The sequence below is a fragment of the Enterobacter sp. SECR19-1250 genome, assembly GCF_013391025.1.
GTDB lineage: Bacteria > Pseudomonadota > Gammaproteobacteria > Enterobacterales > Enterobacteriaceae > Enterobacter > Enterobacter cloacae.
Genome location: NZ_JACASJ010000034.1, coordinates 1 through 22,080, shown reverse-complemented (window position 1 = coordinate 22,080; position 22,080 = coordinate 1). Strand labels below are relative to the sequence as shown.

The window sequence follows — 22,080 nt, the reverse complement described above, 5'->3', positions numbered from 1 at the left end:
CTAGCCCTCCTCCATCGCAATCACAATCGCTTCACCCATCTTCTTCAATGCCTCGCGATGCTTATCCGTCGGCGGTAATGCCACGTTAATCCGCAGGCAGTTGCGGTACTTCCCGGAGGCGGAAAACAGCGACCCGGCCGCCGCCTGGATCTTCAGGCGGCACAGCTGCTTGCTGACGCAGACCATGTCGACCTTCTCCGGTAGCTCCACCCACAGCAAAAAACTGCCCTGCGGGCGCGTCACGCATATGTCTGCCGGAAAATATTGCCGTACCCAGCAGGTATAGGTTTCCATATTCTGCTGATAAATCTGGCGCATACGGCGCACGTGGCGATGATAATGGCCGTCGCGGATAAACGCCGCCACCGCCATCTGCGTGCCCGGCACGTTAAACCCGCCCGCGGCGTATTTCATGTGCATCACCCGGTCGTAGTAGCGTCCCGGCACAATCCAGCCGACGCGTAACCCTGGCGCCACGGTTTTGGTAAACGAACTGCAGAGGATCACGCGGCCATCAATATCCATGGAGTGAATGGTCCGCGGGCGCGGGTATTCCGCCGCCAGCTCGCCGTAGATATCATCCTCGACGATCACGATATCGTGCCGCTGGGCCAGGGCCAGCACCTGCTTCTTACGCGACTCCGGCATGATAAATCCAAGCGGATTATTGCAGTTGGGCACCAGGATGACCGCTTTGATGGGCCACTGCTCCAGCGCCAGCTCTAATGCCTCAATGCTGATCCCGGTTTGCGAATCGGTCGGAATTTCTATCGCCTTGATGTCAAACCCGCGCAGCATCTGCATGGTGCCGTGGAACGACGGCGACTCGACCGCCACAATGTCTCCTGGTTTACAGACTGACAGCAGGGCGATGGAGAGCGCGCCGTGGCAGCCGTTGGTGATAACAATCTCGTTCGCCGCCACGGTGGAGCCCCCGTCGAGCATCAGCCGGGCGATCTGCTCGCGCAGCTCAAGGCGCCCGTCGAGTACGTCATAGCTCAGCATTTCGGCGGGGTTGTGCTGTGCGATGCGGCTCATCTCACGCCACAAGGGCTTCAGGCTCGGCTGGTTAACGTCTGGCGAACCGCCGCCAAAGGAGATCATCTCTTTGTCGGCGCGGGCATCCAGCAGCATCATCACCTCATCCCACTGGGTGACGTCCACCGGGCGCTGCACCGGGCGCGTCATGGCCGGCACCGGCGGCAGGGCCTTGCGCTTAGACACAAAATAGCCGGAACGCGGCTGGGGAGTGATGAGCTGCAGGTTTTCGAGGATCTGATAGGCCTGCTGTATGGTGCTGATGCTCACGCCGTGCTCCTGGCTCAGCGCGCGTACCGACGGCAGACGTTCACCGCTGCGATACAGCCCTTGTTCAATGCGTTCTGCCAGTAGATTGGCCAGATGTTGGTAGCGCGTCATGCTGTATCCTTTGTTGTCACCATACAGATTACAAAACCAGTACAGATTGCCGCAAAAAACGGCATGCAGATACCGTTTTAGCGGATCTGTATGTTAAACAAAAGTTGTTTTTGAGTCTGTATTGCTAAAGCCGTTTTCCACGATCATAGCCCCACTGACACGGTGAGGAGAGCATCATGGAATTCTACGAAAATCGTTCAAAACGTCCGTTTATCGCGTTTGTGTGGGTAGCGAAAACGCTGCGTAACTGGTATCGCGTCAACCGTACCCGCCGCATTCTGAGCCAGATGAGCGACGAGCAGCTCAAGGACGTTGGATTGTCGCGGTATGATGTGTGAGACACGTCGCCGCCGGGTGGCGGCTGCGCCTTACCCGGCCTACTCGATCCCGTAGGCCCGGTAAGCGTAGCGCCACCGGGCGATGTTTAGCTCAACAGCGCAAGCGTCTGCCGCTTCGGTCTTTCCAGCAAATCCACCGCCTCCTGATATGACCGCACGTTGTTATAGCCCATCACCAGCCCGTAACGTTTGCCCGACCCGCGATACCACTCTGAAAGGGCATTCACCTGCAGCTGCTGCGCTTGCCAGCAGCACGCCACCTCCCGATCGTTGCTGCCTTTCGCCAGAAACGCCACGATATGCATTCCGCCGTCGTTCTGCTCGGTGAAAAACAGATCGCCATATACCTCACGCAGGGCGGCAATCATCCACTCCCGGCGGGTCTGGTACAGGGCGCGCATCTTCTTGAGATGACGGAAAAAATGGCCCTCGTTGAGAAAGGTGGTGAGGATTTTTTGCGTCAATACCGGCTGGCCGCTGGCGACGATGTCCGCACAGTCGGTAAATGCCTCAACCGTGCTGGCGGGCATCACGATGTAGCCCATGCGTAAGGAGGGCATAATGGTTTTACTGAAAGTGCCCATAAAGATCACCCGATCATGGCGATCGAGGCTTTTCAGCGACGGCAGCACCTTGCGGGTATAGTGAAATTCTCCGTCGTAATCATCTTCAATAATCCACGCCCCGTTCTGGCTCGCCCAGTCGAGAAGCTGCTGTTTACGCGGCAGAGAGAGCGTTACCGCCAGTGGGCTCTGGTGAGAGGGCGTCACGATAGCAAAACGGGCGTCGCGGTGATGATGCAACAGATACTCCGTGTCGACGCCGCAGCGATCGACCGGCACGGTGTGCAGACGTGGCACAATCCGCTTAAGCAGCTGCTGGCCCATAAAATAGCCCGGATCTTCAAACACCACTTTGTCGCTGCGGCTGGCGAGCGTATCGAGGATCAGGCGCAGGCTGCCGCTGTAGCCGCTGGTGATCAGCACCTGTTCGGCGGTACACGAGAGCCCGCGGGAGATATTCAGATAGCGGGCGATGGCCTGGCGCAGGGGATACCAGCCCAGCACCGGCGGGTTGAGCATCTCTTCCGGGCGCATCGAGCGCGTCGCCTGGCCTGCCAGCAGTAACCATTTTTTATAGGGGAAGCTGTCGAGGGAGGGAATGCCGGGGCGCAGAAAACCCGCTCGTTCACGCTGGCTGATAAGCGATGCCGGGAGTGTACCGGTGGTGTGATCCGCTGGAGCCGGCGTCGCGGGCAGCAAGAGATCGGGATTGACCCGCGTGCCGCGCGCGCCCTGGCTCACCAGGTACCCTTCGCCGATTAAAATGGCATACGCCGTTTCGACGGTTTTGCGCGCTACCTTGAGCTCTTCGGCCAGTACGCGAATGGCGGGCACCTTATCGCCAGGCTTCAGCACGCCGCGCGTAATGTTGTCGCGATAGCGGGTGTAAATGTCGTGATAGCCCGGCTTCATGTCCTACCTCATTTTATGTTTTTTGTATCTTTTTACTATGTCATGACCCGCGTAGATTGTCCTCATCGCATGACACATACCGTGTAAATAAGAGGAAAGACAATGAGCACTCGCGTAAACCACCATAAAGTCACTCCAGCCCTTGCCAACGCGCTGTCCGCCCTGAGCATGGAAGTGGCGAAAACCTCCATCGACCCGGCGCTGAAGCACCTGATCGACATTCGCGTTTCCCAGCTGAACGGCTGTACCTTCTGTCTGGATATGCACTCCAAAGAGGCCAAAATTGCCGGGGAGCGCGAACTGCGCCTTTACCACCTGGCGGCCTGGCGCGAATCTCCGCTGTTCAGCGCTCGCGAGAAAGCGGCGCTGGCCTTCGCCGAAGCGTTGACCCAGATTGGCGTTCACGGGGTGAGCGACGCGCTGTACCGTAGCGTGGCGGAACACTTTTCTGACGTGGAGATTTCAGAGCTGAACTTCGCCATCGTGGCGATCAACGCCTGGAACCGTTTAGGCATTACCTCGCGCATGGCCCCCGGCTCGCTGGACGCAGCTTACGGACTGAACAAGGCTAACCTGGAATAATCCCGCGCTCGCGGATCATCGCCACCAGCGCCCGCAACCCCGGCGGGACGTGGCGATGGCCTGGATAGTAAAGACGCAGCCCGGCAAACGGCTGCGTCCAGTCGTTTAACACGCTCACCAGTTCCCCGCTTTTCAGCTCGTCACGGATATAGAGTTCCGGCAAAAAGCCAATCCCCAGCCCTGCTTTGACCGCGCGGATCGAGGCAAAAAGATCGGATGTCGCAAAACGCGGCGGCACGGCCAGCGCATACTGCACTCCCCGACGGGCCAGCTCCCAGCGGTAGATCCCCCCGTGGGCCATGCGCATCCCGATCCCCTGATGCAACAGCAGATCCTCCGGCGTTTGCGGGATACCGTGGCGGGCAAAATAGTCCGGTGTGGCGGTCACGAGCTGGCGGATCTCTCCGGTCAGCGGTACGGCGATCATATCCTGCGGCACCGCTTCTTCAAGGCGGATCCCGGCGTCGTAGCCTTCGGCGACGATATCGATCATTCGCGCCTCGCTCACCGTTTCAACACGCATTTTCGGATAGCGGATCATAAAGTCGATCAGCAGCTGGTCCAGAAACAGGGAGCCAATATTGTTCGGCACGTTCAGGCGCAGGGTGCCTGCGGGTTCGCCGGTGTCGCTGTGGATCTCTTCCCCGGCCTGACGAATTTCCTGCAGCGCCGGACCGATGCGCGCCACATAACGCTGCCCGGCGTCGGTGAGCGCCACGCTGCGGGTAGTGCGGTTAAAAAGACGCGTCTCGAGGCGGCTCTCCAGCCCGGCGATGGCGTTACTCACCGCCGTGGCAGACATGCCCAGCTCCTGGGCGGCACCGCGAAAGCTGCCGCGTCGTACCACCGCCATCACCACTTCCAGCTCTGTCAAACCTGAACGATGCATAGATTATCCTGAAAATCGAAACAACCCTTGTAGCATAGCGTGGATTATCGCAACGGAGTAGTCGTGCCAGACTGTGTCCACACAGCCTGAGGAGGTTTATATGCACCACATCGAACAGATTTTTATCAACGGCGAATTTGTTACCCCGCACGGCACCGAGCGTTTTGATTTATACAACCCGGCGACGGCACAGGTCATAGGGCAGGTGCGTCTGGCAGATGAGGTCGACGCTGAACGCGCCATTGCGGCCGCCAAAGCGGCGTTTCCGGCGTGGTCGCAAACCACAAAACAGGAACGGATTGCTGCGTTAACACATATGCATGCCGCTGTTGCCGCCCGTCATGATCAGCTGCTGGAGGCGATAATCGAAGAGTACGGCGCACCGGCCGCACGTTCGGCGTGGATGGCCAGTTATCCGGCCGATGTCATTGCCCAGGCGATTGAGGCCCTGGAGGCGTTTGAATTTTCATTTTCAGCGGGGGCGGCATCGGTGCAGATGACGCCGCTAGGCGTAGCGGGCCTGATCACGCCGTGGAACAGCGATGCGGGGTTTATCTGCGGCAAACTGGCGGCGGCGCTCGCGGCGGGCTGCACGGCGGTGATCAAACCCAGTGAAATGAGCGCCCTGCAAACGCAGATTATTACCGAGGCGCTGCGTGATGCCGCATTGCCAGCGGGCGTGTTTAATATCATCACCGGGCGCGGCGAGACGGTGGGGGAGACCATTAGCCGCCACCCGGACGTGGCAAAAATCTCGTTTACGGGGTCGACGAATACCGGCAAAGCGATCCTGCGTAACGCAGCGGAGGGTTTTAAGCGCGTCACGCTGGAGTTAGGCGGTAAATCGCCGACGATTTTGCTGGATGATGTCGATCTTGCAAGGGCGATCCCGCTGGTGATTCAGGCCGGGTTTATGAACAGCGGTCAGGCGTGCGTGGCCGGCACGCGTATTCTGGTGCCGCAGTCGCGCAAGGCCGAGATGGAAATCGCCCTGGCGCAGGCGGTGGCGGCGGTGAAATCCGGCGACCCGCGCGAAAGCGCGACAGAGATTGGCCCGATGGTCAGCGAAAAGCAGTGGCTGCGGGTGCAGGGACATATTCGCAAAGGGCTCGACGAAGGCGCGCGACTGCTGGCGGGCGGCGAAGGGCGACCGGACGGGACGCGGGACGGTTGGTTTGTGCGCCCGACGCTGTTTACTGATGTGAACAACCAGATGACCATCGCGCGTGAGGAAATTTTTGGCCCGGTGCTGTGCATTATTCCTTATCAGGACGAGGCGGAGGCTGTCGCGATTGCCAACGATACCGAGTACGGCCTGAGCGCGATGGTGCTGGGGCGTGACACCGGGCGTGCGCGTCGCGTGGCGCAGCAGATTGTTTCCGGGCGCGTGCTGGTAAACACCCTCGCGCATGAGCCAAAAGCCCCGTTTGGCGGGTTTAAACACTCCGGCGTGGGACGCGAGATGGGCGAATGGGGAATTGGGGCGTTTATGGAGCCGAAGTCGATTGTGGGTTAAACCCTGCCCGGTGGCGCTACGCTTACCGGGCCTACAAAAACCGTAGGCCGGATAAGCGCAGCGCCATCCGGCACAACACTTCGCTCCATACCGAAGCATCCTTGTCATCTGTCCTGCATTCTCTTCACACCATCACAACGGAGAGACCTTCATGATCGCAGTCATTTTCGAAGCCAAAGCCGCGCCGGCGCATCAGGCGCGCTACCTGCAGCTCGCGGCCGAACTTAAACCCCTGCTGGCGGATATTGACGGTTTTATCGATATCGAACGTTTCCAGAGCCTGACCACCGACGGCAAAATTCTCTCGCTCTCCTGGTGGCGGGACGAAGAGGCTATCCGCAACTGGAAGCAGAACGTTTTTCATCAGGCCGCGCAGGCCGAGGGGCGGGAGTCGATTTTTACGTACTACCGCATTCGGGTGGCACAGCTGGTGCGGGAATACAGCACCGAAAACGGAGGGCACGCGGATGTATGATGTTCATGTGATTTTTAACGATACGCCGGGTGAACTGGCACGCTTTGGTCAGCTGTTGGGCAGTAAGGGGATTGGGCTGGAAGGCGGTGGTGTATTCGGCGTTGAGGCACATTTTCTGGTGGAAGACGGCGAAAAAGCCCGCCATGTTCTGCTTGAGGCCGGATTTAACCTGAAAGCGGTTCGTCGGCCCATCATCAGAAAACTGCGGCAGGAACGCCCCGGCGAACTGGGGGAGATAGCTGCTGCACTGGCGGCTCGCGGGGTGTCTATTCTTACCCAGTACAGCGACCACGCGAATCACCTCATTCTGCTGACGGATAATGATAAGCTGGCCGCAGCAATCACCGAACCCTGGGCAACCTATGTTAAAGACGAGCTTACCGCCAGATAACAGCGCAGCGCTGGAGCAGGCCATTGCCGCAGTAGCAGCCGCAATGGCCGATCCGTCGCGCGTGAAAATGCTTTGTGCGCTGATGGACGGGCGGGCGTGGACGGCCACCGAGCTGAGTGCGGCGGCGGATGTGGCGCCGTCTACCGCCAGCGGGCACCTTGCGCGACTGCTGGACGGAAAGCTCATTACCTGCCTGTCGCAGGGGCGCCATCGCTATTATCGCCTGGCAGGGCATGACGTAGCGGAGCTGGTGGAGCAGATGATGGGGCTGTCGTGGCACCGCATTTCTCCGCCGGAAACCAGCGCGCCAAAAGCCCTGCGTGAAGCCCGCACCTGCTACGACCATCTGGCGGGCGCGGTGGCGGTGCAGATCTACGATTTCATGCAGGCCGAAAGTTGGCTGGAGCCAGACGGTTCAGCATTGACGCTGTATGGCCGGGAGCAGTTTCTAAAACTCGGTATCCCGTTAAGCACCCATCCCCGGCGAAAGGCCTGTTGCGCCTGTCTGGACTGGAGCGAGCGGCGGTTTCATCTGGGCGGTGAAGCCGGTGCGGCGCTGCTCATGCATCTGGAAAGCAAGGGCTGGATCCAGCGGGTAGCGGGGTATCGGGAAGTGGTGCTTACGGCTTCGGGGAAGGGCGCCATTACCCGACATTTTAGCCGCTAAACTCCGCTGCGGGCTGTGCCCTCTCCCGCCGGGCTGAGGGATCCCCATAAATAATGCCTGCACAGACGGCCCCCTCTCCCTTTGGGAGAGGGCGGGGGTGAGGGGGAACATACGGCTGTGGAGGTCATTCCGTTCACTTTATGTTCCTTGCTACTCTGTAACGGCATGACTTGTGAACGTGCCAGGGTGGCTCAGTCGCCACCACCCTGGCGACCCGGGCTCCCGGCGGTAAATCGCCGCTCCGCGGATTGTTCGCCCCATCCCTGGGGCTCACCCCTTTGGGGCCAGCGCAAGCGCTGTCCAAAATTGCTCCCGGCAATTTTGTCTTCGGCTTATTCCTTCCGGCTTATCGGGGACGGGCGGATGTAACGTCCCTGTAAAGCCGCCCTCTCGGCGCATCCATGCGCCTCGCCCCGGCCTGCAGGAAACGCCTCAGCGATTTACAGCCGGACCAGGGCATCGCTGAATGTTCTCAGTCATTCTGAGAGCAGCGTTATCGCTTATGGTTAAAAAATTACTGGGGAACCCTCAGCCCGTCGGGAGAGGGAAAAGGTGCACTAGATGTGCAGTTCCTGCAGTTTTTCTTTTGGCAGGGCCAGCTCTTCGTTGCTGTTGACGCGAACATCACGCTCGATGATGTGACGCGCGATCTCCTGGGCTTCTTCCAGAGAGTGCATCTGGTATGTGCCGCACTGGTAGACGTTCAGCTCGGGGATCTGGTTCTGCTCTTTTACCTTCAGCACGTCCTGCATGGCCGCTTTCCAGGCATCAGCAACACGCTTCTCTTCAGGCTGGCCGATCAGGCTCATGTAAAAACCGGTACGGCAGCCCATCGGAGAAATATCGATAATCTCCACGCCGTTACCGTTCAGGTGGTCACGCATAAAACCAGCAAACAGGTGTTCCAGCGTATGAATGCCTTTCTCCGGCATCACTTCTTTATTCGGCACGCAGAAGCGCAGATCGAAAACGGTGATCGTGTCGCCGTGCGGGGTGTTCATGGTCTTCGCCACGCGGACTGCAGGTGCTTCCATACGGGTATGGTCGACAGTAAAGCTATCTAATAACGGCATACGTCACCTCCGATAGTGATTTTTTTTAAAATAAACTGAACTCTTCTACAGAATGCACGTCTGAGTATATGAAAGACGCGCATTTGTTATCATCATCCCTGAATTCAGAGATGTATATTTTGGCCACAGCGATGTGGCCTTTTTCTTTTCTGCTTAAGCCTGCTTCGCCAGAAACGCCTCAAACGACTCCGTATCCGCCGCTTCGACCTCTTTCTGACGTACGACAGACGCATCGCGCTCCGCCGCAAAATCCGCTTCGCTCAGGATCTCTAAAGGCTCCTGCATCAGCATTTCACGGTACTCCGCGGAGAGTGCACGCCCTGTTCCGCCGATGCCCTGATCAATCATAGAACGCAGAATACGCGCCGAGAATGTCAGTTCCGGGTTATCAAAGCATTCCACTAACTGGTCGCAGACCTGTTGATACGCTTCGCCACCGTAAAGGCTGTCCATTGTCTGGGCAACGCGCTTCAGGTCGCGGAAGAGATCTTTACCCACTTTCGGCAGCGGGAACTGCGCCGTTTCACAGCCGATACCCAGCGTCAGGCCCGGTTTGCGCCCTTCCAGGATCACGCGGTTCCAGTTAGTGCGGGTACAGAGCAGTTCGTCTGAACTCATTTCCGGCGCATCGGCCAGCACACACCAGACCATAAACAGATCCAGGAAGCGAACCTGCTGCTCATCAACACCGACCGGTGAGAACGGGTTGATATCCAGTGAGCGCACTTCAATGTATTCGATCCCGCCGCGCTGCAGCGCATCCGACGGGGTTTCACCGCTGCGCGTCACGCGCTTCGGACGAATCGGTGCGTACAGTTCGTTTTCAATCTGCAGCACATTGCTGTTGATTTGCAGACGTTTGCCGTCTTTTTCGAGGCCGATTTTCTCGTACTCTTCCGACGGGGTTTTGATCGCCCGCTTCAATCCTGCCACATATTCGTGCAATTCGTTAAACGTAATACCGAGATTGCTTTGCGATTTATTGGTATAGCCAAGGTCGCTCAGACGCAGCGAGGTGGCATACGGCAGGTAGTACATTCCGCACGCGGTCTTCTCGAACGGCAGCGTCGTCGGTTTCCCCTGCAGGAACGAGGAGCATATAGCCGGAGACGCACCAAACAGGTAAGGAATAACCCAGCCAAAACGGTAATAGTTGCGGATCAGGCGGAAGTAACCCGCGGAGATCGCGTCCTTATCCGTTTCACCGCATTTCGCCTGCCAGAAAGCCATCGGCAAAGAGAAGTTGTAATGTACGCCTGAGATCGTCTGCATCAACGCGCCGTAGCGGTTTTTCAGCCCCTCGCGATACAGCGTTTTCAGTCGACCGATATTCGACGTGCCGTATTGCGCCAGTTCAATCTCCTGCCCCTGCTCGATATAGCAGGGCATGCTGAGCGGCCACATACGCTCATCGCCCATATTTCGGGCGGTGTAGCGATGGATGTCGCGCAAGATCGTCAGCATATGATCAATATCACCGTCCACCGGAGTGATAAACTCCAGCAGTGCTTCAGCGAAATCGGTAGTGATCCATTTATGTGTCAGCGCCGAGCCTAACGTCTTCGGGTGACCCGTCGTCGCTAAGCTACCATCCGCGTTTACGCGCAGCGTTTCACGCTCAAGGCCACGCTGAATACCCTTCAGTGCCTGAGGGTGGTTTTCCAGCCAGGCCAGCGCCTGTGATACGTCCGGGATCAAATTGACCTCCCGCCTGTCAAAGTAATGTTACTCAGCATAATTGTAATGGTTGACGATTGAAGGTCGCGTATTCATTCCACCAATTAGTGCCACCACGTCATACCCTGTAGTGTTGCCCACGCCACAAGAACATAGCGCAACGCCTTGCCAAGGCACAAAAAAAAGAGCACCGGCCCCCAGGAGATGCGCATCCATCCCGCCAGCAGACACAGTAAATCGCCTATTACAGGCATCCAGCTTAATAACAGCGTGGCAGCGCCATAGCGTTTTAGCCAGCCGACTGCCTTTTCCTGCCAGCGCGATTTTTCACGCAGCGGAAAGAAACGCCCAAGAATAACGTTAGTCAGCCCTCCAAGGCTATTACCCATTGTTGCTATTAACACAAGCAACCAGGGCTGACTCACGCCAGACAACAGCATCGCCACCAGCACCACTTCCGAATTACCCGGTAAGAGCGTAGCACTTAAAAAACTGCTGGCGAATAATGATAAAAGTGACAGCGCGTCACTCACAGTAAGCGAACATCCACCGCATCCATTCCGGCAGCACGCGCGGCCTGAATGCCAAAGTCGGCATCTTCAAAGACAACGCATTTTGCCGCCGGCACACCCATTCGTTCTGCACAAAGCAGGAAGGTGTCCGGTGCGGGTTTGTGATTGTTAACATGGTCGGCGGCAACCACAGCAGAAAAATAGTGGCGCAGGCCAAGATGATTGAGCAGCGCTTCGGCGATGGCGCTTTCGCTGCCCGTGCCGACCGACATCGGGCGACGTCCGTGCCACTCTTTTACCACGTCAATAAGCGGCAGAGGACGCACGGTATCCAGCAGGATAGCTTTGACTGCATCGGTTTTTTCACGCGCGAGCTGGTGCGGATCGAGATCGGCCTGATTAAGTTCAATCACGGCCTGTGCGATACGCCAGGTAGGAGATCCGTTGAGGGCTATCATCGCCTGGAGATCGAAGCGCATACCGTAACGTCCAAGAACGTCCGTCCAGGCCTGGCGATGCGTGGGTTCGGTATCCAGAAGCGTGCCATCCATATCGAAGATCAAACCGTCATACTGTGCGTACATCATGCTCTCGCTAACCGATTAACAAAGGGTTACTTTATCGTAAACGGGCGTTTTTGTCGCTGACAGAGAGTGTGATTGCTGACGGAACGTCGAAGGAATAAACAAACCAGGAGAAGATGGTGCATCCGGGAGGATTCGAACCTCCGACCGCCCGGTTCGTAGCCGAGTACTCTATCCAGCTGAGCTACGGATGCATCGGGGAAATGCTTTTAGAAACAGTAAATGGTGCATCCGGGAGGATTACTCGGCTGCGCCTCGCCCTTCGGGCCGTTGCTAAAGCAACGTTATCCTCCCTGGTGCTTGCGATTAACTCGCAGACCTTGTAACAACAGTATCGCTGTTATCTCGGAGAATATGGTGCATCCGGGAGGATTCGAACCTCCGACCGCTCGGTTCGTAGCCGAGTACTCTATCCAGCTGAGCTACGGATGCATCAGGGTACTGCTTTCAGAAATAGTAAATGGTGCATCCGGGAGGATTCGAACCTCCGACCGCTCGGTTCGTAGCCGAGTACTCTCTATCCAGCTGAGCTACGGATGCAAATTGGCGGTGAGGCGGGGATTCGAACCCCGGATGCAGCTTTTGACCGCATACTCCCTTAGCAGGGGAGCGCCTTCAGCCTCTCGGCCACCTCACCACACAACGCCTCTTTCGAGTGCTTCGAGCCACTCGTTAAGAGCTTCTCGTCGCTGCGTGGCGCATATATTACTTTCTGGGACTTATAAGTCAAACAATTTTCCAAAAGCTTTTATCGTTTGCACAAATCACAGACAATTCGCATGTAAAAGCCGCAAAGAGAGTGTTTTATAAGCGGATTTTGCAGGTATCCTCACAGAAATCTATGAAGAGAAGCGTGTGGTTTGGACGAGATAAGCTGGCGAGAGTGGTTAAAAACAGAGCGATTGAAATCGAACGGTAACTTTAAGCAGGAAAAATAACAGGAGGGGTTGCGTCTCGCCCGACAGCGAGACGCGACAATATCAGTAACTGGACTGCTGGGATTTTTCAGCCTGGATACGCTGGTAGATCTCTTCACGGTGGACAGATACTTCTTTAGGAGCGTTAACACCAATACGTACCTGGTTACCCTTTACCCCTAAAACTGTCACGGTGACCTCATCCCCAATCATGAGGGTCTCACCAACTCGACGAGTCAGAATCAGCATTCTTTGCTCCTTGAAAGATTAAAAGAGTCGGGTCTCTTGTATCCCGGCATTATCCATCATATAACGCCAAAAAGTAAGCGATGACAAACACGTAAAGTGTAAGCAGTCACGGCATCACATTCTGTTAAACGTAAGTTTAGCCGATATACACAAACTCAACCTGACTTTATCGTTATCGATAGTGCAGTGAACAAGACGCCATAACGTTACCGCTATGGCGTCTGTTTGTGCTTTGTAGTTATTACAGTTTCGCGCTTACCCAGCTTTCAACGCTGGCCAATGCCGCAGGAAGTGCCGCCGCATCCGTACCACCGGCTTGCGCCATGTCCGGACGACCGCCACCTTTGCCACCCACCTGCTGGGCAACCATGCCAATCAGTTCCCCTGCTTTAACGCGGTCGGTCACATCCTTAGAGACGCCCGCAATCAGAGAAACCTTACCTTCTGCTACCGTCGCCAGTACGATAACCGTCGAACCAAGCTGGTTCTTGAGATCGTCGACCATGGTACGCAGCATCTTAGGCTCTACACCTGCCAGATCGCTGACAAGCAGTTTGACGCCCTTAATGTCTACAGCTTTGCTGGAGAGGTTTGCACTCTCCTGCGCCGCAGCCTGCTCTTTCAGCTGCTGCAGCTCTTTTTCCAGTTGGCGAGTACGATCCAGCGCAACACGCACTTTCTCGCCCAGATTCTGGGTATCGCCTTTCAACAGCTGCGCGATATCGTGCAACTGGTCGCTCTGCGCATGCAGGCTGGCAATCGCGCCTTCACCGGTCACCGCTTCAATACGACGCACACCTGCCGCCGTACCGGATTCAGAAACGATGCGGAACAGACCGATATCACCGGTACGCGATGCGTGTGTACCACCGCACAGCTCGGTAGAGAAGTCGCCCATGCTCAATACGCGAACACGGTCGTCATATTTCTCACCAAACAGGGCCATCGCACCTTTTTTCTTCGCCGCGTCGAGATCCATAATGTGGGTTTCGATTGGCAGGTTACGACGGATTTGCGCGTTCACCAGATCTTCCACCGCACGGATCTCAGACGGTTTCATCGCTTCAAAATGCGAGAAGTCGAAACGCAGCACTTTGTCGTTAACCAGAGAACCTTTCTGTGCAACATGCGTTCCCAGAACCTCACGCAGTGCAGCGTGCATCAGATGCGTTGCCGAGTGGTTCAGACGGATGCGTGCGCGGCGCGCTTCGTCAACATTAGCCTGAACGCCCTCGCCCACTTTCAGGGAGCCTGAAACCAGTTTACCCAGATGACCAATCGCCTGGCCGTATTTCTGAGTGTCGTTCACACTGAAGCTGAAACCGTTGCCTTTCAGTTCGCCTTTATCGCCAACCTGACCACCGGATTCCGCATAGAACGGGGTTTTATCCAGAATGACAACTGCATCCTGACCTGCACTAATACTGTCTACGGCTTTGCCGTCAACAAACAGGGCGGTCACTTTGCCAGTCAGTTCCAGCGCTTCATAACCTTTGAATTCAGACGCGCTATCCACGCGGATCATCGCGTTGTAGTCTGCGCCAAAACCGCTGGACTCACGCGCACGACGACGCTGCTCTTCCATCGCTGCTTCGAAGCCCGCTTCGTCCACTTTGATGTTGCGCTCACGGCAAACGTCCGCCGTCAGGTCAACCGGGAAGCCGTAAGTGTCGTACAGGCGGAAGGCGGTTTCGCCATCCAGCGTGTCGCCCTTAAGCTTAGCGAGTTCTTCATCCAGCAGCGCCAGACCACGCTCCAGCGTACGGGCAAACTGCTCTTCTTCAGTTTTCAGTACTTGCTCAACCTGCGCCTGCTGGCGTTTCAGCTCATCACCCGCTGAACCCATTACGCCAACCAGTGGCCCAACGAGCTTATAGAAGAAGGTGTCCTTCGCGCCCAGCATGTTGCCGTGACGGATAGCACGACGAATGATACGACGCAGCACATAGCCACGGTTTTCATTCGACGGAATAACACCGTCAGCAATCAGGAACGCACAGGAACGGATATGGTCTGCGATTACGCGCAGTGATTTGTTGTTCAGATCGGTCGCGCCAGTCACTTCTGCAACGGCTTTGATCAGGGTGCTGAACAGATCAATTTCGTAGTTGGAGTTAACGTGCTGCAGAACAGCCGCAATACGCTCCAGGCCCATACCGGTATCAACGGACGGTTTTGGCAGCGGCTCCATGGTGCCGTCGGCCTGACGGTTGAACTGCATGAAGACGATGTTCCAGATCTCAATGTAGCGATCGCCGTCTTCTTCCGGGCTGCCTGGAGGGCCACCCCAGATGTGGTCGCCGTGATCGTAGAAGATCTCGGTGCATGGACCGCAAGGGCCGGTATCACCCATCTGCCAGAAGTTGTCAGACGCGTACGGTGCGCCTTTGTTGTCACCGATGCGAATAATACGTTCGCGCGGGATACCGACTTCTTTTTCCCAGATTTCGTAGGCCTCGTCATCGGTTTCATAGACGGTAACCCACAGACGCTCTTTCGGCAGGTTGAACCAGTTTTCACCGGTCAGCAGTTCCCACGCGTATTGAATAGCATCATGTTTGAAATAGTCGCCGAAGCTGAAGTTACCCAGCATTTCGAAGAAGGTATGGTGGCGCGCGGTGTAACCGACGTTTTCCAGGTCGTTGTGTTTACCGCCCGCACGCACGCAACGCTGTGAGGTTGTGGCGCGGGAATAATTACGCTTGTCGAGACCAAGGAACACATCCTTGAACTGGTTCATCCCGGCGTTGGTAAACAGCAGAGTTGGGTCGTTGTTCGGTACCAGGGAGCTGCTGGCAACAACCTGGTGTCCCTTACTATGGAAAAAATCGAGAAACGCCTGACGGATCTCAGCGGTGCTCTTGCTCATAATTATCCTGAAATCAAGCTAACGAAATGTCGTAGCAAGCCGGTATCGGTAAACCCCTGGACAGACCTGCTACTGGAAAAAGTGGGAATAAGATAAGTTTTCTTTGGTGGGAAGTAAAATCCCGCATGCGTTCAATCGGCAAAATTACGCCAGATATCCTGAATATCTTCCATCAGAAAGCCGCGGTAGAGCAAAAAGCGCTGGATTTTGACTTTTTCTGAAAATTCACGCGGCAGCGGTTCACCGTATTTACGAATCGCCTGCTCTTTTGCCAGCGCACACCAGTCGGTGTCACAGTCGCGCATCGCTTTTTCGATGGACTCACGGGCAACGCCCTTCTGGTTCAGCTCCTGACGGATACGCGCCGGACCGTATCCCTTGCGGCCACGGCTGGCCAGGAACCGGGAAGCAAAACGGTCGTCATCCAGGTAGTGATGCTCATAGCACCAGGCAATCACCCGGTCATAATCTTCCGCGGTGGCATCAATCTCTTCCGGCCCATTTTTACTCATCACCGGGGCCGACAGTTTACGCCGCAGCTCTTGTTCACTGTGGTCACGCACGGCAAGGATCCGCACCGCGCGGTCTAGTAATCGCGCATAAGCGGGTCGACGCGTTGTGGATTCGCTCATAAAAAACCTGCTGGTTCAGAAATGCAAAAAGGGCCGCATCAGCAGCCCTTCATTTTTAAACGAAAGCCTTAAAAGTCTTCGTTAGTTTCTTCAGCATCCGCACCATCAACCACAAAATCAGGTTTAGAGTCCTGGTTGTTCAGCAGAAGCTCACGCACTTTCTTCTCGATCTCTTTCGCTGCAGCCGGGTTCTCTTTCAGCCAGGAGATCGCATTCGCTTTACCCTGACCAATTTTATCGCCGTTGTAGCTGTACCATGCGCCCGCTTTTTCGATCAGCTTCTCTTTCACGCCCAGGTCAACCAGTTCGCCGAAGAAGTTGATACCTTCACCGTAGAGGATCTGGAATTCAGCCTGTTTGAACGGCGCGGCGATCTTGTTCTTCACGACCTTCACGCGGGTTTCACTCCCCACTACGTTCTCACCCTCTTTCACCGCGCCGATACGGCGGATATCCAGACGGACAGAAGCATAGAATTTCAGCGCGTTACCACCGGTGGTGGTTTCCGGGTTACCGAACATTACGCCAATTTTCATACGGATCTGGTTGATGAAGATCAGCAGCGTATTGGACTGCTTCAGGTTACCGGCCAGCTTACGCATTGCCTGGCTCATCATACGTGCCGCGAGGCCCATGTGAGAGTCGCCGATTTCGCCTTCGATTTCCGCTTTTGGCGTCAGCGCAGCAACGGAGTCGACCACGATAACGTCAACCGCACCGGAACGCGCCAGCGCGTCACAAATCTCCAGAGCCTGTTCACCTGTATCTGGCTGAGAACACAGCAGGTTATCGATATCCACGCCCAGCTTACGAGCATAAACAGGGTCCAGCGCGTGCTCGGCATCGATAAAGGCACAGGTTTTACCTTCGCGCTGCGCCGCGGCAATCACCTGCAGCGTCAGGGTGGTTTTACCGGAGGATTCTGGCCCGTAGATCTCTACGATACGGCCCATTGGCAGGCCGCCCGCGCCCAGCGCGATATCCAGAGAAAGCGAACCGGTGGAGATCGTTTCCACATCCATGGTACGGTCTTCACCCAGGCGCATGATGGAGCCTTTACCGAATTGCTTTTCGATCTGGCCCAGTGCTGCCGCCAACGCTTTCTGTTTGTTTTCGTCGATAGCCATTATTACTCCTGTCATGCCGGGAGAAGCGACTGTGCTTCACCGTGGATTTCTGTTCTGTTGGTGCAATTATACTGTATGGTCATACAGTATCAAGTGTTTTGTAGAAATTGTTGCCAGAGCGTTTTTAACGCATAAACGGTGGCCTGACGACGCACGCTTTCACGATCGCCGCTAAAGCACTCGCGACGCGTGATCCCTTCACCTTTAGAGGTGGCAAAACCAAACCAGACGGTGCCGACAGGCTTCACGTCACTGCCGCCGTCCGGGCCGGCGATACCGCTAATAGAGATGGCATAATCTGCACGCGCCGCTTTTAGCGCACCAATTGCCATCTCAATCACCACCGGTTCGCTGACCGCGCCATGCTGTTCAAGCGTGGATTCATGCACGCCAATCATTTGCGCTTTAGCTTCGTTACTGTAGGTCACAAAGCCGCGTTCAAACCAGGCGGAACTGCCTGCAATATCGGTAATGGCTTTAGCAACCCAGCCGCCGGTACAGGATTCGGCAGTCGTAATAGTCGCGCCACGTTGCTTAAGCGCCAGTCCTACGACTTCGCTAAGCTGCATCAATTCATGGTCAGTCATTCTCGCTCCGGGCATCAGAAAAACGTGCAGCACAAGATAGCACTTTCTCGTCAGATATGGAGATGAGGATCATGTTTTACGAGGGGGGTTCAGAAAAAAGCCGATGCGAATGCACCGGCTAAGAAAAGGTTACTTCATGCTCCTGGCGAGGGTATTTACGTTATGGCGAAACGCCTTAACGTAGGTATCCGCCACGCCGCCTTTGGCCGACAGCGCCTCCGGGTAAAGTTCGCCCCCCGGCTGCGCACCGGTGGCCGTGGCAATTTGTTTAACCAGGCGCGGGTCGAGCTGGTTTTCCATAAACCAGGTTTTCACCCCGTCCGCTTTAATCTGATTGATAATCTCAGCCACCTGCGCTGCGCTGGCTTCGCTCTCTGACGACAAGCCCTGCGGCGCAATAAAGGTCACGCCATAGGCGCGGCTGAAGTAGCCGAAGGCGTCATGGCTGGTGAGGACTTTACGTTTCACCTGCGGGATCTGGCTGAACTGCGTTTTGGCCCAGCTGTCCAGTTGCATAAGCTGCGCGATATAGGGTTGACCGGTGGCCTCCAGCGCCGCCTTATCTTCAGGATCGGCTTTTACCAGACCGGCAAGGATATTTTGCGCATACAGTGCCCCGTTCGCCGCGCTGTTCCAGGCATGCGGATCGGTCACGGTTTTCCCGTCCTCTTCAAGCGTGTGGGTTTTCACCCCGGTCGAAGCCACCACCAGCTGGCCCTTAAATCCGGAGGCCTTCACCAGACGGTCGAGCCAGCCCTCCAGCCCCAGACCGTTCACCACCACTACATCGGCCTTGCTGAGCGCCGCACTGTCTTTCGGCGACGGTTCAAAGGTATGCGGATCGCCGTCCGGCCCCACCAGCGTGGTCACATTGACCCGGTCGCCCCCTACCTCACGCGTAATGTCTCCCAGAATGGAAAAACTGGTGACCACATTAAGCGTTTTCGCCATTACGCCCTGTGACAACATCCCGAGCGCGAACGCCATTATTAACCCTGTACGTTTCATCATTTCCCCTTGCGTTAAAAAAGCGCACGCAGGCTGCCAGCCAGGTGGCTTCGTGTGCCAAATAAAACAGAAATAAAGAACAGCGCGCTGGCGGTCAGCACGATGGACGGCCCGGCGGGTAAACTTACCGCCCAGGAGAGGCTTAACCCCAGCCATGCGCAAAAAACGCCGCTGATGCCCGCCAGGCAGAGCAACCCTGGCAGGGTGCGCACCCAGCAGCGTGCCGCCACCGCCGGCAACATCATCAGCCCGACGGCCATAAGCGTGCCGAGAACCTGAAATCCGGCCACCAGGTTAAGCACCAGCAGCGCCAGAAACAGCCCGTGCAACAGGCCGGGCAGCCAGCGGGCGTTAACCTGTAGCCAGGCGGTATCGAACGCCTCGTTCACCAGCCCACGATAGAAAACTGCCAGCGTCACCAGCGTGAAGATGCATACGCCAGCCACAAACAGCGCGGCGTCGTTATCCACCGCCAGAATGGAGCCAAACAGCAGGTGCAGCAGATCGACGTTCGAACCGCGCAGCGACACCAGCGTCACGCCCAGCGCCAGCGAGCCGAGATAGAACCCGGCAAAACTGGCATCCTCTTTGAGCGGCGTACGTCGACTGACCAACCCGGCCACCAGTGCCACGGCGATCCCGGCGATAAACCCGCCGATGCTCATCGCCAGCAGTGACATACCGCTCAGCAGGTAGCCCACCGCAACGCCGGGTAAAATGGCGTGTGAAAGGGCATCGCCCATCAGGCTCATCCGGCGCAGCTGAAGAAATACGCCCAGTGCCGTGGTGCTGACGGACAACGCAAGGCACACCACCAGCGCGCGACGCATAAAGCCGTATTCGATAAACGGCTGAAAGAAGAGATGCCAGATCATGCCACCCTCACCCGCTCGGTTTTCCAGTGCGGAATAGCCGTATCCAGCCGTAGTGTTTGCGGAAAATGACGCGATACGCGCTCGCTGTCATGCAATACCGCAAGCAGGGTCTGGCCCTGCATGTACATCTCGAGCATCAGGTCCATCAGCACGTTACAGGTAGCTTCATCGACGCCGGTAAAAGGTTCATCCAGCATCACCAGCGGCGCCTGTTGCACCAGGATCCGCGCAAACAGCATGCGCTGAAACTGGCCGCCGGAGAGTGCATCGATGGTAGATAACGCCATGGCGTCCAGCCCGACACGCTCCAGCGCGCTGGCAATGCGCGAGCGTGTTTCCCGACGAAAGCCGGAAAAGAGCGACACACGCGGCCAGCAGCCCATACTCACCACATCCTGCACCGTCAGCGGAAACTGCGCCTCCAGCGCGTGACGCTGTGCCAGCCAGCCAATCACCGGGCGTTTCTCCTGCCAGCGAAAACGGCCGCTCACCGGCGGAATAAACCCGGCGAGCGTTTTGAGCAGCGTGGATTTTCCACATCCGTTGGCCCCGATAATGGCGGTCATACTTCCGCGTTCAATCACGCCCGACAAGGCGCGCGTAACGGGCATGCGGTCGTAACCCGCAACCAGTTCATCCATGACAATCATGGCAATGCCACCGCCCAGCGCACGGCCAGCCCGATAAACACGACAATCACCAGCGCCAGCAGAAACCTAACTGCCGCAGACAAAGAGAAAAGGGATGTTGACATGTTGACACCACATTATATGTTATAACGTAACAATAATGAAAGGCGATTGAGATGTAAATGGCGCGTTTGCAAAGGGAGTGTGGCGAAATGTTTCTGTAAAACTCCCCTCTCCCGTGGGAGAGGGAGGAATAAAGCGACTTACTGACTGAACGGTGACGCCGCAGGGACACGCGCCTGCGATACCGCCAGGCCCAGCTGCCACACGGCCATCGCATAGTGCGTGCTGTGGTTATAGCGGGTAATGGTGTAGAAGTTTGGCATACCGTACCAGTACTGATACCCGGTTCCTACATCCAGACGCAGCAGGCTCACCTGATCGACATTACCCAGCGGCTGCGTTGGCGTTAAACCTGCCGCCGTCAGCTGCGCAACGCTGTATTTGGTTTTGAAGCCGTTTTCCAGACCAAACGCTTCGCCGTTAGCCTGCACGGCAACCTGCCCACCCGGCGTCCAGCCGTGTGCCTTGAAGTAGTTCGCCACGCTGCCGATGGCATCCACCGGATCCCACAGGTTGATGTGACCATCTCCGTTAAAGTCGACGGCATACTGTTTGTAGGAAGAGGGCATAAACTGGCCGTAGCCCATCGCTCCGGCAAACGACCCTTTCAGATCGAGCGGGTCATCCTGTTCGTTACGCGCCATCAGCAGGAAGGTTTCCAGCTCGGAAGAGAAGTACTCGGCACGACGCGGATAGTTAAACGAGAGCGTGGCCAGCGCATCAAGAATGCGTGTTTTGCCCATCACGCGGCCCCAGCGCGTTTCCACGCCAATAATGCCGACGATGATTTCAGGCGGCACGCCGTAGACCTGCCACGCGCGATTGAGGGCATCTTCATACTGATTCCAGAACACCCCGCCATTTTGCACGTTGTCCGGGGTAATAAACTGTTTGCGATAGCGCAACCACGCACCGTTTGGCCCGGTTGGCACCTGCGCTGACGGTGCCTGCCTGTCCATCAGGCGCAGCACGTAGTCCAGACGTTTCGCCTGCGACAAGATTTCATGCAGTTGCTGTCTGTCAAAGCCGTGTTTGCTCACCATTTTATCGATGAACTGTTCGGCCGCCGGGTTATTCGCGAAGTCGCCCCCCATCTGCATCATATTGTGCTGCGGCTCCAGCAGGAATCCTCCTGAAGGCGCGCCAGCCGTCTGCACAGCGGCTTCAGTCTTGGGTTTACTACTACAGGCGGACAGCAGAATAAGCGCAGGTAACAACGCTGCATAACGACGCTTGAACATGGGACATCCATTTAACGGGTTCGATAAGAACCCTGTATGGTAAAGCATCCGCAACACCTCAAGGAAGCGGTACGCGCCTTACCCACCAAATCTTTACGCTCCTCAACGCAAATCTGCGCTTTTTTCAACCAAAATGCGTCTCCCCTACCCATTAACTTTCAAAACAACCCATTTTTCTTTCATTGTGAGATCTAATTAACACTTTAAAACCTTTCAAAGTGATTA

Annotated in this window: 22 protein-coding genes and 4 tRNA genes; 6 read left to right on the top strand and 20 right to left on the bottom strand. The window is 56.4% G+C overall.

The features are described from left to right. Window positions 1–1,419 carry a PLP-dependent aminotransferase family protein gene (locus tag HX884_RS11060; protein ID WP_038981738.1) on the bottom strand — a complete coding sequence of 473 codons (1,419 nt, stop codon included), beginning with the start codon at window positions 1,417–1,419 and terminating at the stop codon, window positions 1–3. Window positions 1,420–1,595: 176 nt separating this feature from the next. On the opposite strand from HX884_RS11060, the gene HX884_RS11055 reads away from it, so the two are divergent. Next, the gene (locus tag HX884_RS11055; protein ID WP_020687816.1) at window positions 1,596–1,757 is read left to right on the top strand and encodes a DUF1127 domain-containing protein; all 162 of its coding nucleotides are present in this window, start codon (window positions 1,596–1,598) and stop codon (window positions 1,755–1,757) included. An 86-nt stretch (window positions 1,758–1,843) separates the two neighbouring features. Here HX884_RS11055 and HX884_RS11050 read toward each other — a convergent pair whose 3' ends face one another. Then, the gene (locus tag HX884_RS11050) at window positions 1,844–3,232 is read right to left on the bottom strand and encodes a PLP-dependent aminotransferase family protein (RefSeq protein ID WP_023620662.1); all 1,389 of its coding nucleotides are present in this window, start codon (window positions 3,230–3,232) and stop codon (window positions 1,844–1,846) included. A 102-nt stretch (window positions 3,233–3,334) separates the two neighbouring features. On the opposite strand from HX884_RS11050, the gene HX884_RS11045 reads away from it, so the two are divergent. Continuing rightward, entirely contained in the window at window positions 3,335–3,814 is a 480-nt protein-coding gene (locus tag HX884_RS11045) for a carboxymuconolactone decarboxylase family protein (RefSeq protein WP_013095424.1), read from the top strand. Here the strand turns inward: HX884_RS11045 and HX884_RS11040 are convergent. Next, window positions 3,801–4,703: a LysR family transcriptional regulator gene (locus HX884_RS11040; protein ID WP_023620661.1), complete on the bottom strand. Its 903-nt coding sequence runs from the start codon at window positions 4,701–4,703 to the stop codon at window positions 3,801–3,803. The genes HX884_RS11045 and HX884_RS11040 overlap by 14 nt on opposite strands. Window positions 4,704–4,803: 100 nt before the next feature. Between HX884_RS11040 and HX884_RS11035 the strand changes: the two genes are divergently transcribed. From HX884_RS11035 to HX884_RS11020, 4 genes are all read left to right on the top strand, one after another. Further along, a complete protein-coding gene (locus tag HX884_RS11035; RefSeq protein ID WP_178328148.1) occupies window positions 4,804–6,219 on the top strand; it encodes an aldehyde dehydrogenase family protein in 1,416 nt (471 codons plus the stop codon). 151 nt (window positions 6,220–6,370) lie between these two features. Beyond that, window positions 6,371–6,694 carry an antibiotic biosynthesis monooxygenase gene (locus HX884_RS11030; RefSeq protein ID WP_045295459.1) on the top strand — a complete coding sequence of 108 codons (324 nt, stop codon included), beginning with the start codon at window positions 6,371–6,373 and terminating at the stop codon, window positions 6,692–6,694. Then, on the top strand, window positions 6,687–7,085 hold the full coding sequence (locus HX884_RS11025; RefSeq protein ID WP_029882197.1) for a hypothetical protein: 399 nt from the start codon (window positions 6,687–6,689) through the stop codon (window positions 7,083–7,085). Before HX884_RS11030 ends, HX884_RS11025 begins: the two co-directional genes overlap by 8 nt. Continuing rightward, window positions 7,057–7,752, top strand: a complete 696-nt coding sequence (locus tag HX884_RS11020) for a helix-turn-helix transcriptional regulator (RefSeq protein WP_038418621.1) — start codon at window positions 7,057–7,059, stop codon at window positions 7,750–7,752. Before HX884_RS11025 ends, HX884_RS11020 begins: the two co-directional genes overlap by 29 nt. A gap of 557 nt (window positions 7,753–8,309) precedes the next feature. Here the strand turns inward: HX884_RS11020 and luxS are convergent. The 17 genes from luxS to mltB all read right to left on the bottom strand — a co-directional run bounded on the left by luxS (window position 8,310) and on the right by mltB (window position 21,855). Continuing rightward, complete coding sequence (gene luxS / locus HX884_RS11015) at window positions 8,310–8,825, bottom strand: S-ribosylhomocysteine lyase (protein WP_013098432.1); 516 nt, start codon at window positions 8,823–8,825, stop codon at window positions 8,310–8,312. A gap of 153 nt (window positions 8,826–8,978) precedes the next feature. Next, the gene (gene gshA, locus HX884_RS11010) at window positions 8,979–10,523 is read right to left on the bottom strand and encodes a glutamate--cysteine ligase (protein ID WP_013098433.1); all 1,545 of its coding nucleotides are present in this window, start codon (window positions 10,521–10,523) and stop codon (window positions 8,979–8,981) included. A gap of 83 nt (window positions 10,524–10,606) precedes the next feature. Continuing rightward, window positions 10,607–11,035 carry a YqaA family protein gene (locus HX884_RS11005; protein WP_014833021.1) on the bottom strand — a complete coding sequence of 143 codons (429 nt, stop codon included), beginning with the start codon at window positions 11,033–11,035 and terminating at the stop codon, window positions 10,607–10,609. Further along, entirely contained in the window at window positions 11,032–11,598 is a 567-nt protein-coding gene (gene yqaB / locus HX884_RS11000) for a fructose-1-phosphate/6-phosphogluconate phosphatase (protein WP_038420473.1), read from the bottom strand. Before yqaB ends, HX884_RS11005 begins: the two co-directional genes overlap by 4 nt. 117 nt (window positions 11,599–11,715) lie before the next feature. Next, window positions 11,716–11,792: transfer RNA gene (locus tag HX884_RS10995), tRNA-Arg, on the bottom strand. Between the two features lie 161 nt (window positions 11,793–11,953). Next, window positions 11,954–12,030: transfer RNA gene (locus tag HX884_RS10990), tRNA-Arg, on the bottom strand. Window positions 12,031–12,059: 29 nt separating this feature from the next. Next, window positions 12,060–12,138: transfer RNA gene (locus HX884_RS10985), tRNA-Arg, on the bottom strand. Window positions 12,139–12,142: 4 nt separating this feature from the next. Continuing rightward, window positions 12,143–12,235, bottom strand: a tRNA-Ser gene (locus HX884_RS10980). Between the two features lie 343 nt (window positions 12,236–12,578). Next, complete coding sequence (gene csrA / locus HX884_RS10975) at window positions 12,579–12,764, bottom strand: carbon storage regulator CsrA (RefSeq protein ID WP_000906486.1); 186 nt, start codon at window positions 12,762–12,764, stop codon at window positions 12,579–12,581. Between the two features lie 241 nt (window positions 12,765–13,005). Further along, a complete protein-coding gene (gene alaS / locus HX884_RS10970) occupies window positions 13,006–15,633 on the bottom strand; it encodes an alanine--tRNA ligase (RefSeq protein ID WP_047024439.1) in 2,628 nt (875 codons plus the stop codon). A 131-nt stretch (window positions 15,634–15,764) separates the two neighbouring features. Beyond that, window positions 15,765–16,265, bottom strand: coding sequence for a recombination regulator RecX (gene recX / locus HX884_RS10965; protein WP_013098437.1), 501 nt, complete (start codon window positions 16,263–16,265; stop codon window positions 15,765–15,767). Window positions 16,266–16,333: 68 nt separating this feature from the next. Continuing rightward, on the bottom strand, window positions 16,334–17,392 hold the full coding sequence (recA, locus tag HX884_RS10960) for a recombinase RecA (RefSeq protein ID WP_013098438.1): 1,059 nt from the start codon (window positions 17,390–17,392) through the stop codon (window positions 16,334–16,336). An 89-nt stretch (window positions 17,393–17,481) separates the two neighbouring features. Then, window positions 17,482–17,979: a nicotinamide-nucleotide amidase gene (pncC, locus tag HX884_RS10955; protein WP_013098439.1), complete on the bottom strand. Its 498-nt coding sequence runs from the start codon at window positions 17,977–17,979 to the stop codon at window positions 17,482–17,484. Window positions 17,980–18,108: 129 nt separating this feature from the next. Further along, complete coding sequence (locus HX884_RS10950) at window positions 18,109–18,987, bottom strand: metal ABC transporter substrate-binding protein (protein WP_178328158.1); 879 nt, start codon at window positions 18,985–18,987, stop codon at window positions 18,109–18,111. A gap of 14 nt (window positions 18,988–19,001) precedes the next feature. After that, the gene (locus HX884_RS10945; protein ID WP_178328147.1) at window positions 19,002–19,862 is read right to left on the bottom strand and encodes a metal ABC transporter permease; all 861 of its coding nucleotides are present in this window, start codon (window positions 19,860–19,862) and stop codon (window positions 19,002–19,004) included. Beyond that, window positions 19,859–20,512: a metal ABC transporter ATP-binding protein gene (locus HX884_RS10940; protein ID WP_013098442.1), complete on the bottom strand. Its 654-nt coding sequence runs from the start codon at window positions 20,510–20,512 to the stop codon at window positions 19,859–19,861. The genes HX884_RS10945 and HX884_RS10940 overlap by 4 nt, the downstream gene beginning before the upstream one ends. A 242-nt stretch (window positions 20,513–20,754) precedes the next feature. Beyond that, complete coding sequence (mltB, locus tag HX884_RS10935; protein WP_178328146.1) at window positions 20,755–21,855, bottom strand: lytic murein transglycosylase B; 1,101 nt, start codon at window positions 21,853–21,855, stop codon at window positions 20,755–20,757. Window positions 21,856–22,080 lie beyond the last annotated feature (225 nt).

Coding starts and splice junctions, on each gene's coding strand:
- HX884_RS11060 (WP_038981738.1), bottom strand. CDS start 1,419: ATGACGCGCTACCAACATCTGGCCAATCTACTGGCAGAACGCATTGAA.
- HX884_RS11055 (WP_020687816.1), top strand. CDS start 1,596: ATGGAATTCTACGAAAATCGTTCAAAACGTCCGTTTATCGCGTTTGTG.
- HX884_RS11050 (WP_023620662.1), bottom strand. CDS start 3,232: ATGAAGCCGGGCTATCACGACATTTACACCCGCTATCGCGACAACATT.
- HX884_RS11045 (WP_013095424.1), top strand. CDS start 3,335: ATGAGCACTCGCGTAAACCACCATAAAGTCACTCCAGCCCTTGCCAAC.
- HX884_RS11040 (WP_023620661.1), bottom strand. CDS start 4,703: ATGCATCGTTCAGGTTTGACAGAGCTGGAAGTGGTGATGGCGGTGGTA.
- HX884_RS11035 (WP_178328148.1), top strand. CDS start 4,804: ATGCACCACATCGAACAGATTTTTATCAACGGCGAATTTGTTACCCCG.
- HX884_RS11030 (WP_045295459.1), top strand. CDS start 6,371: ATGATCGCAGTCATTTTCGAAGCCAAAGCCGCGCCGGCGCATCAGGCG.
- HX884_RS11025 (WP_029882197.1), top strand. CDS start 6,687: ATGTATGATGTTCATGTGATTTTTAACGATACGCCGGGTGAACTGGCA.
- HX884_RS11020 (WP_038418621.1), top strand. CDS start 7,057: ATGTTAAAGACGAGCTTACCGCCAGATAACAGCGCAGCGCTGGAGCAG.
- luxS (WP_013098432.1), bottom strand. CDS start 8,825: ATGCCGTTATTAGATAGCTTTACTGTCGACCATACCCGTATGGAAGCA.
- yqaB (WP_038420473.1), bottom strand. CDS start 11,598: ATGTACGCACAGTATGACGGTTTGATCTTCGATATGGATGGCACGCTT.
- csrA (WP_000906486.1), bottom strand. CDS start 12,764: ATGCTGATTCTGACTCGTCGAGTTGGTGAGACCCTCATGATTGGGGAT.
- alaS (WP_047024439.1), bottom strand. CDS start 15,633: ATGAGCAAGAGCACCGCTGAGATCCGTCAGGCGTTTCTCGATTTTTTC.
- recX (WP_013098437.1), bottom strand. CDS start 16,265: ATGAGCGAATCCACAACGCGTCGACCCGCTTATGCGCGATTACTAGAC.
- recA (WP_013098438.1), bottom strand. CDS start 17,392: ATGGCTATCGACGAAAACAAACAGAAAGCGTTGGCGGCAGCACTGGGC.
- pncC (WP_013098439.1), bottom strand. CDS start 17,979: ATGACTGACCATGAATTGATGCAGCTTAGCGAAGTCGTAGGACTGGCG.
- HX884_RS10950 (WP_178328158.1), bottom strand. CDS start 18,987: ATGAAACGTACAGGGTTAATAATGGCGTTCGCGCTCGGGATGTTGTCA.
- HX884_RS10945 (WP_178328147.1), bottom strand. CDS start 19,862: ATGATCTGGCATCTCTTCTTTCAGCCGTTTATCGAATACGGCTTTATG.
- HX884_RS10940 (WP_013098442.1), bottom strand. CDS start 20,512: ATGATTGTCATGGATGAACTGGTTGCGGGTTACGACCGCATGCCCGTT.
- mltB (WP_178328146.1), bottom strand. CDS start 21,855: ATGTTCAAGCGTCGTTATGCAGCGTTGTTACCTGCGCTTATTCTGCTG.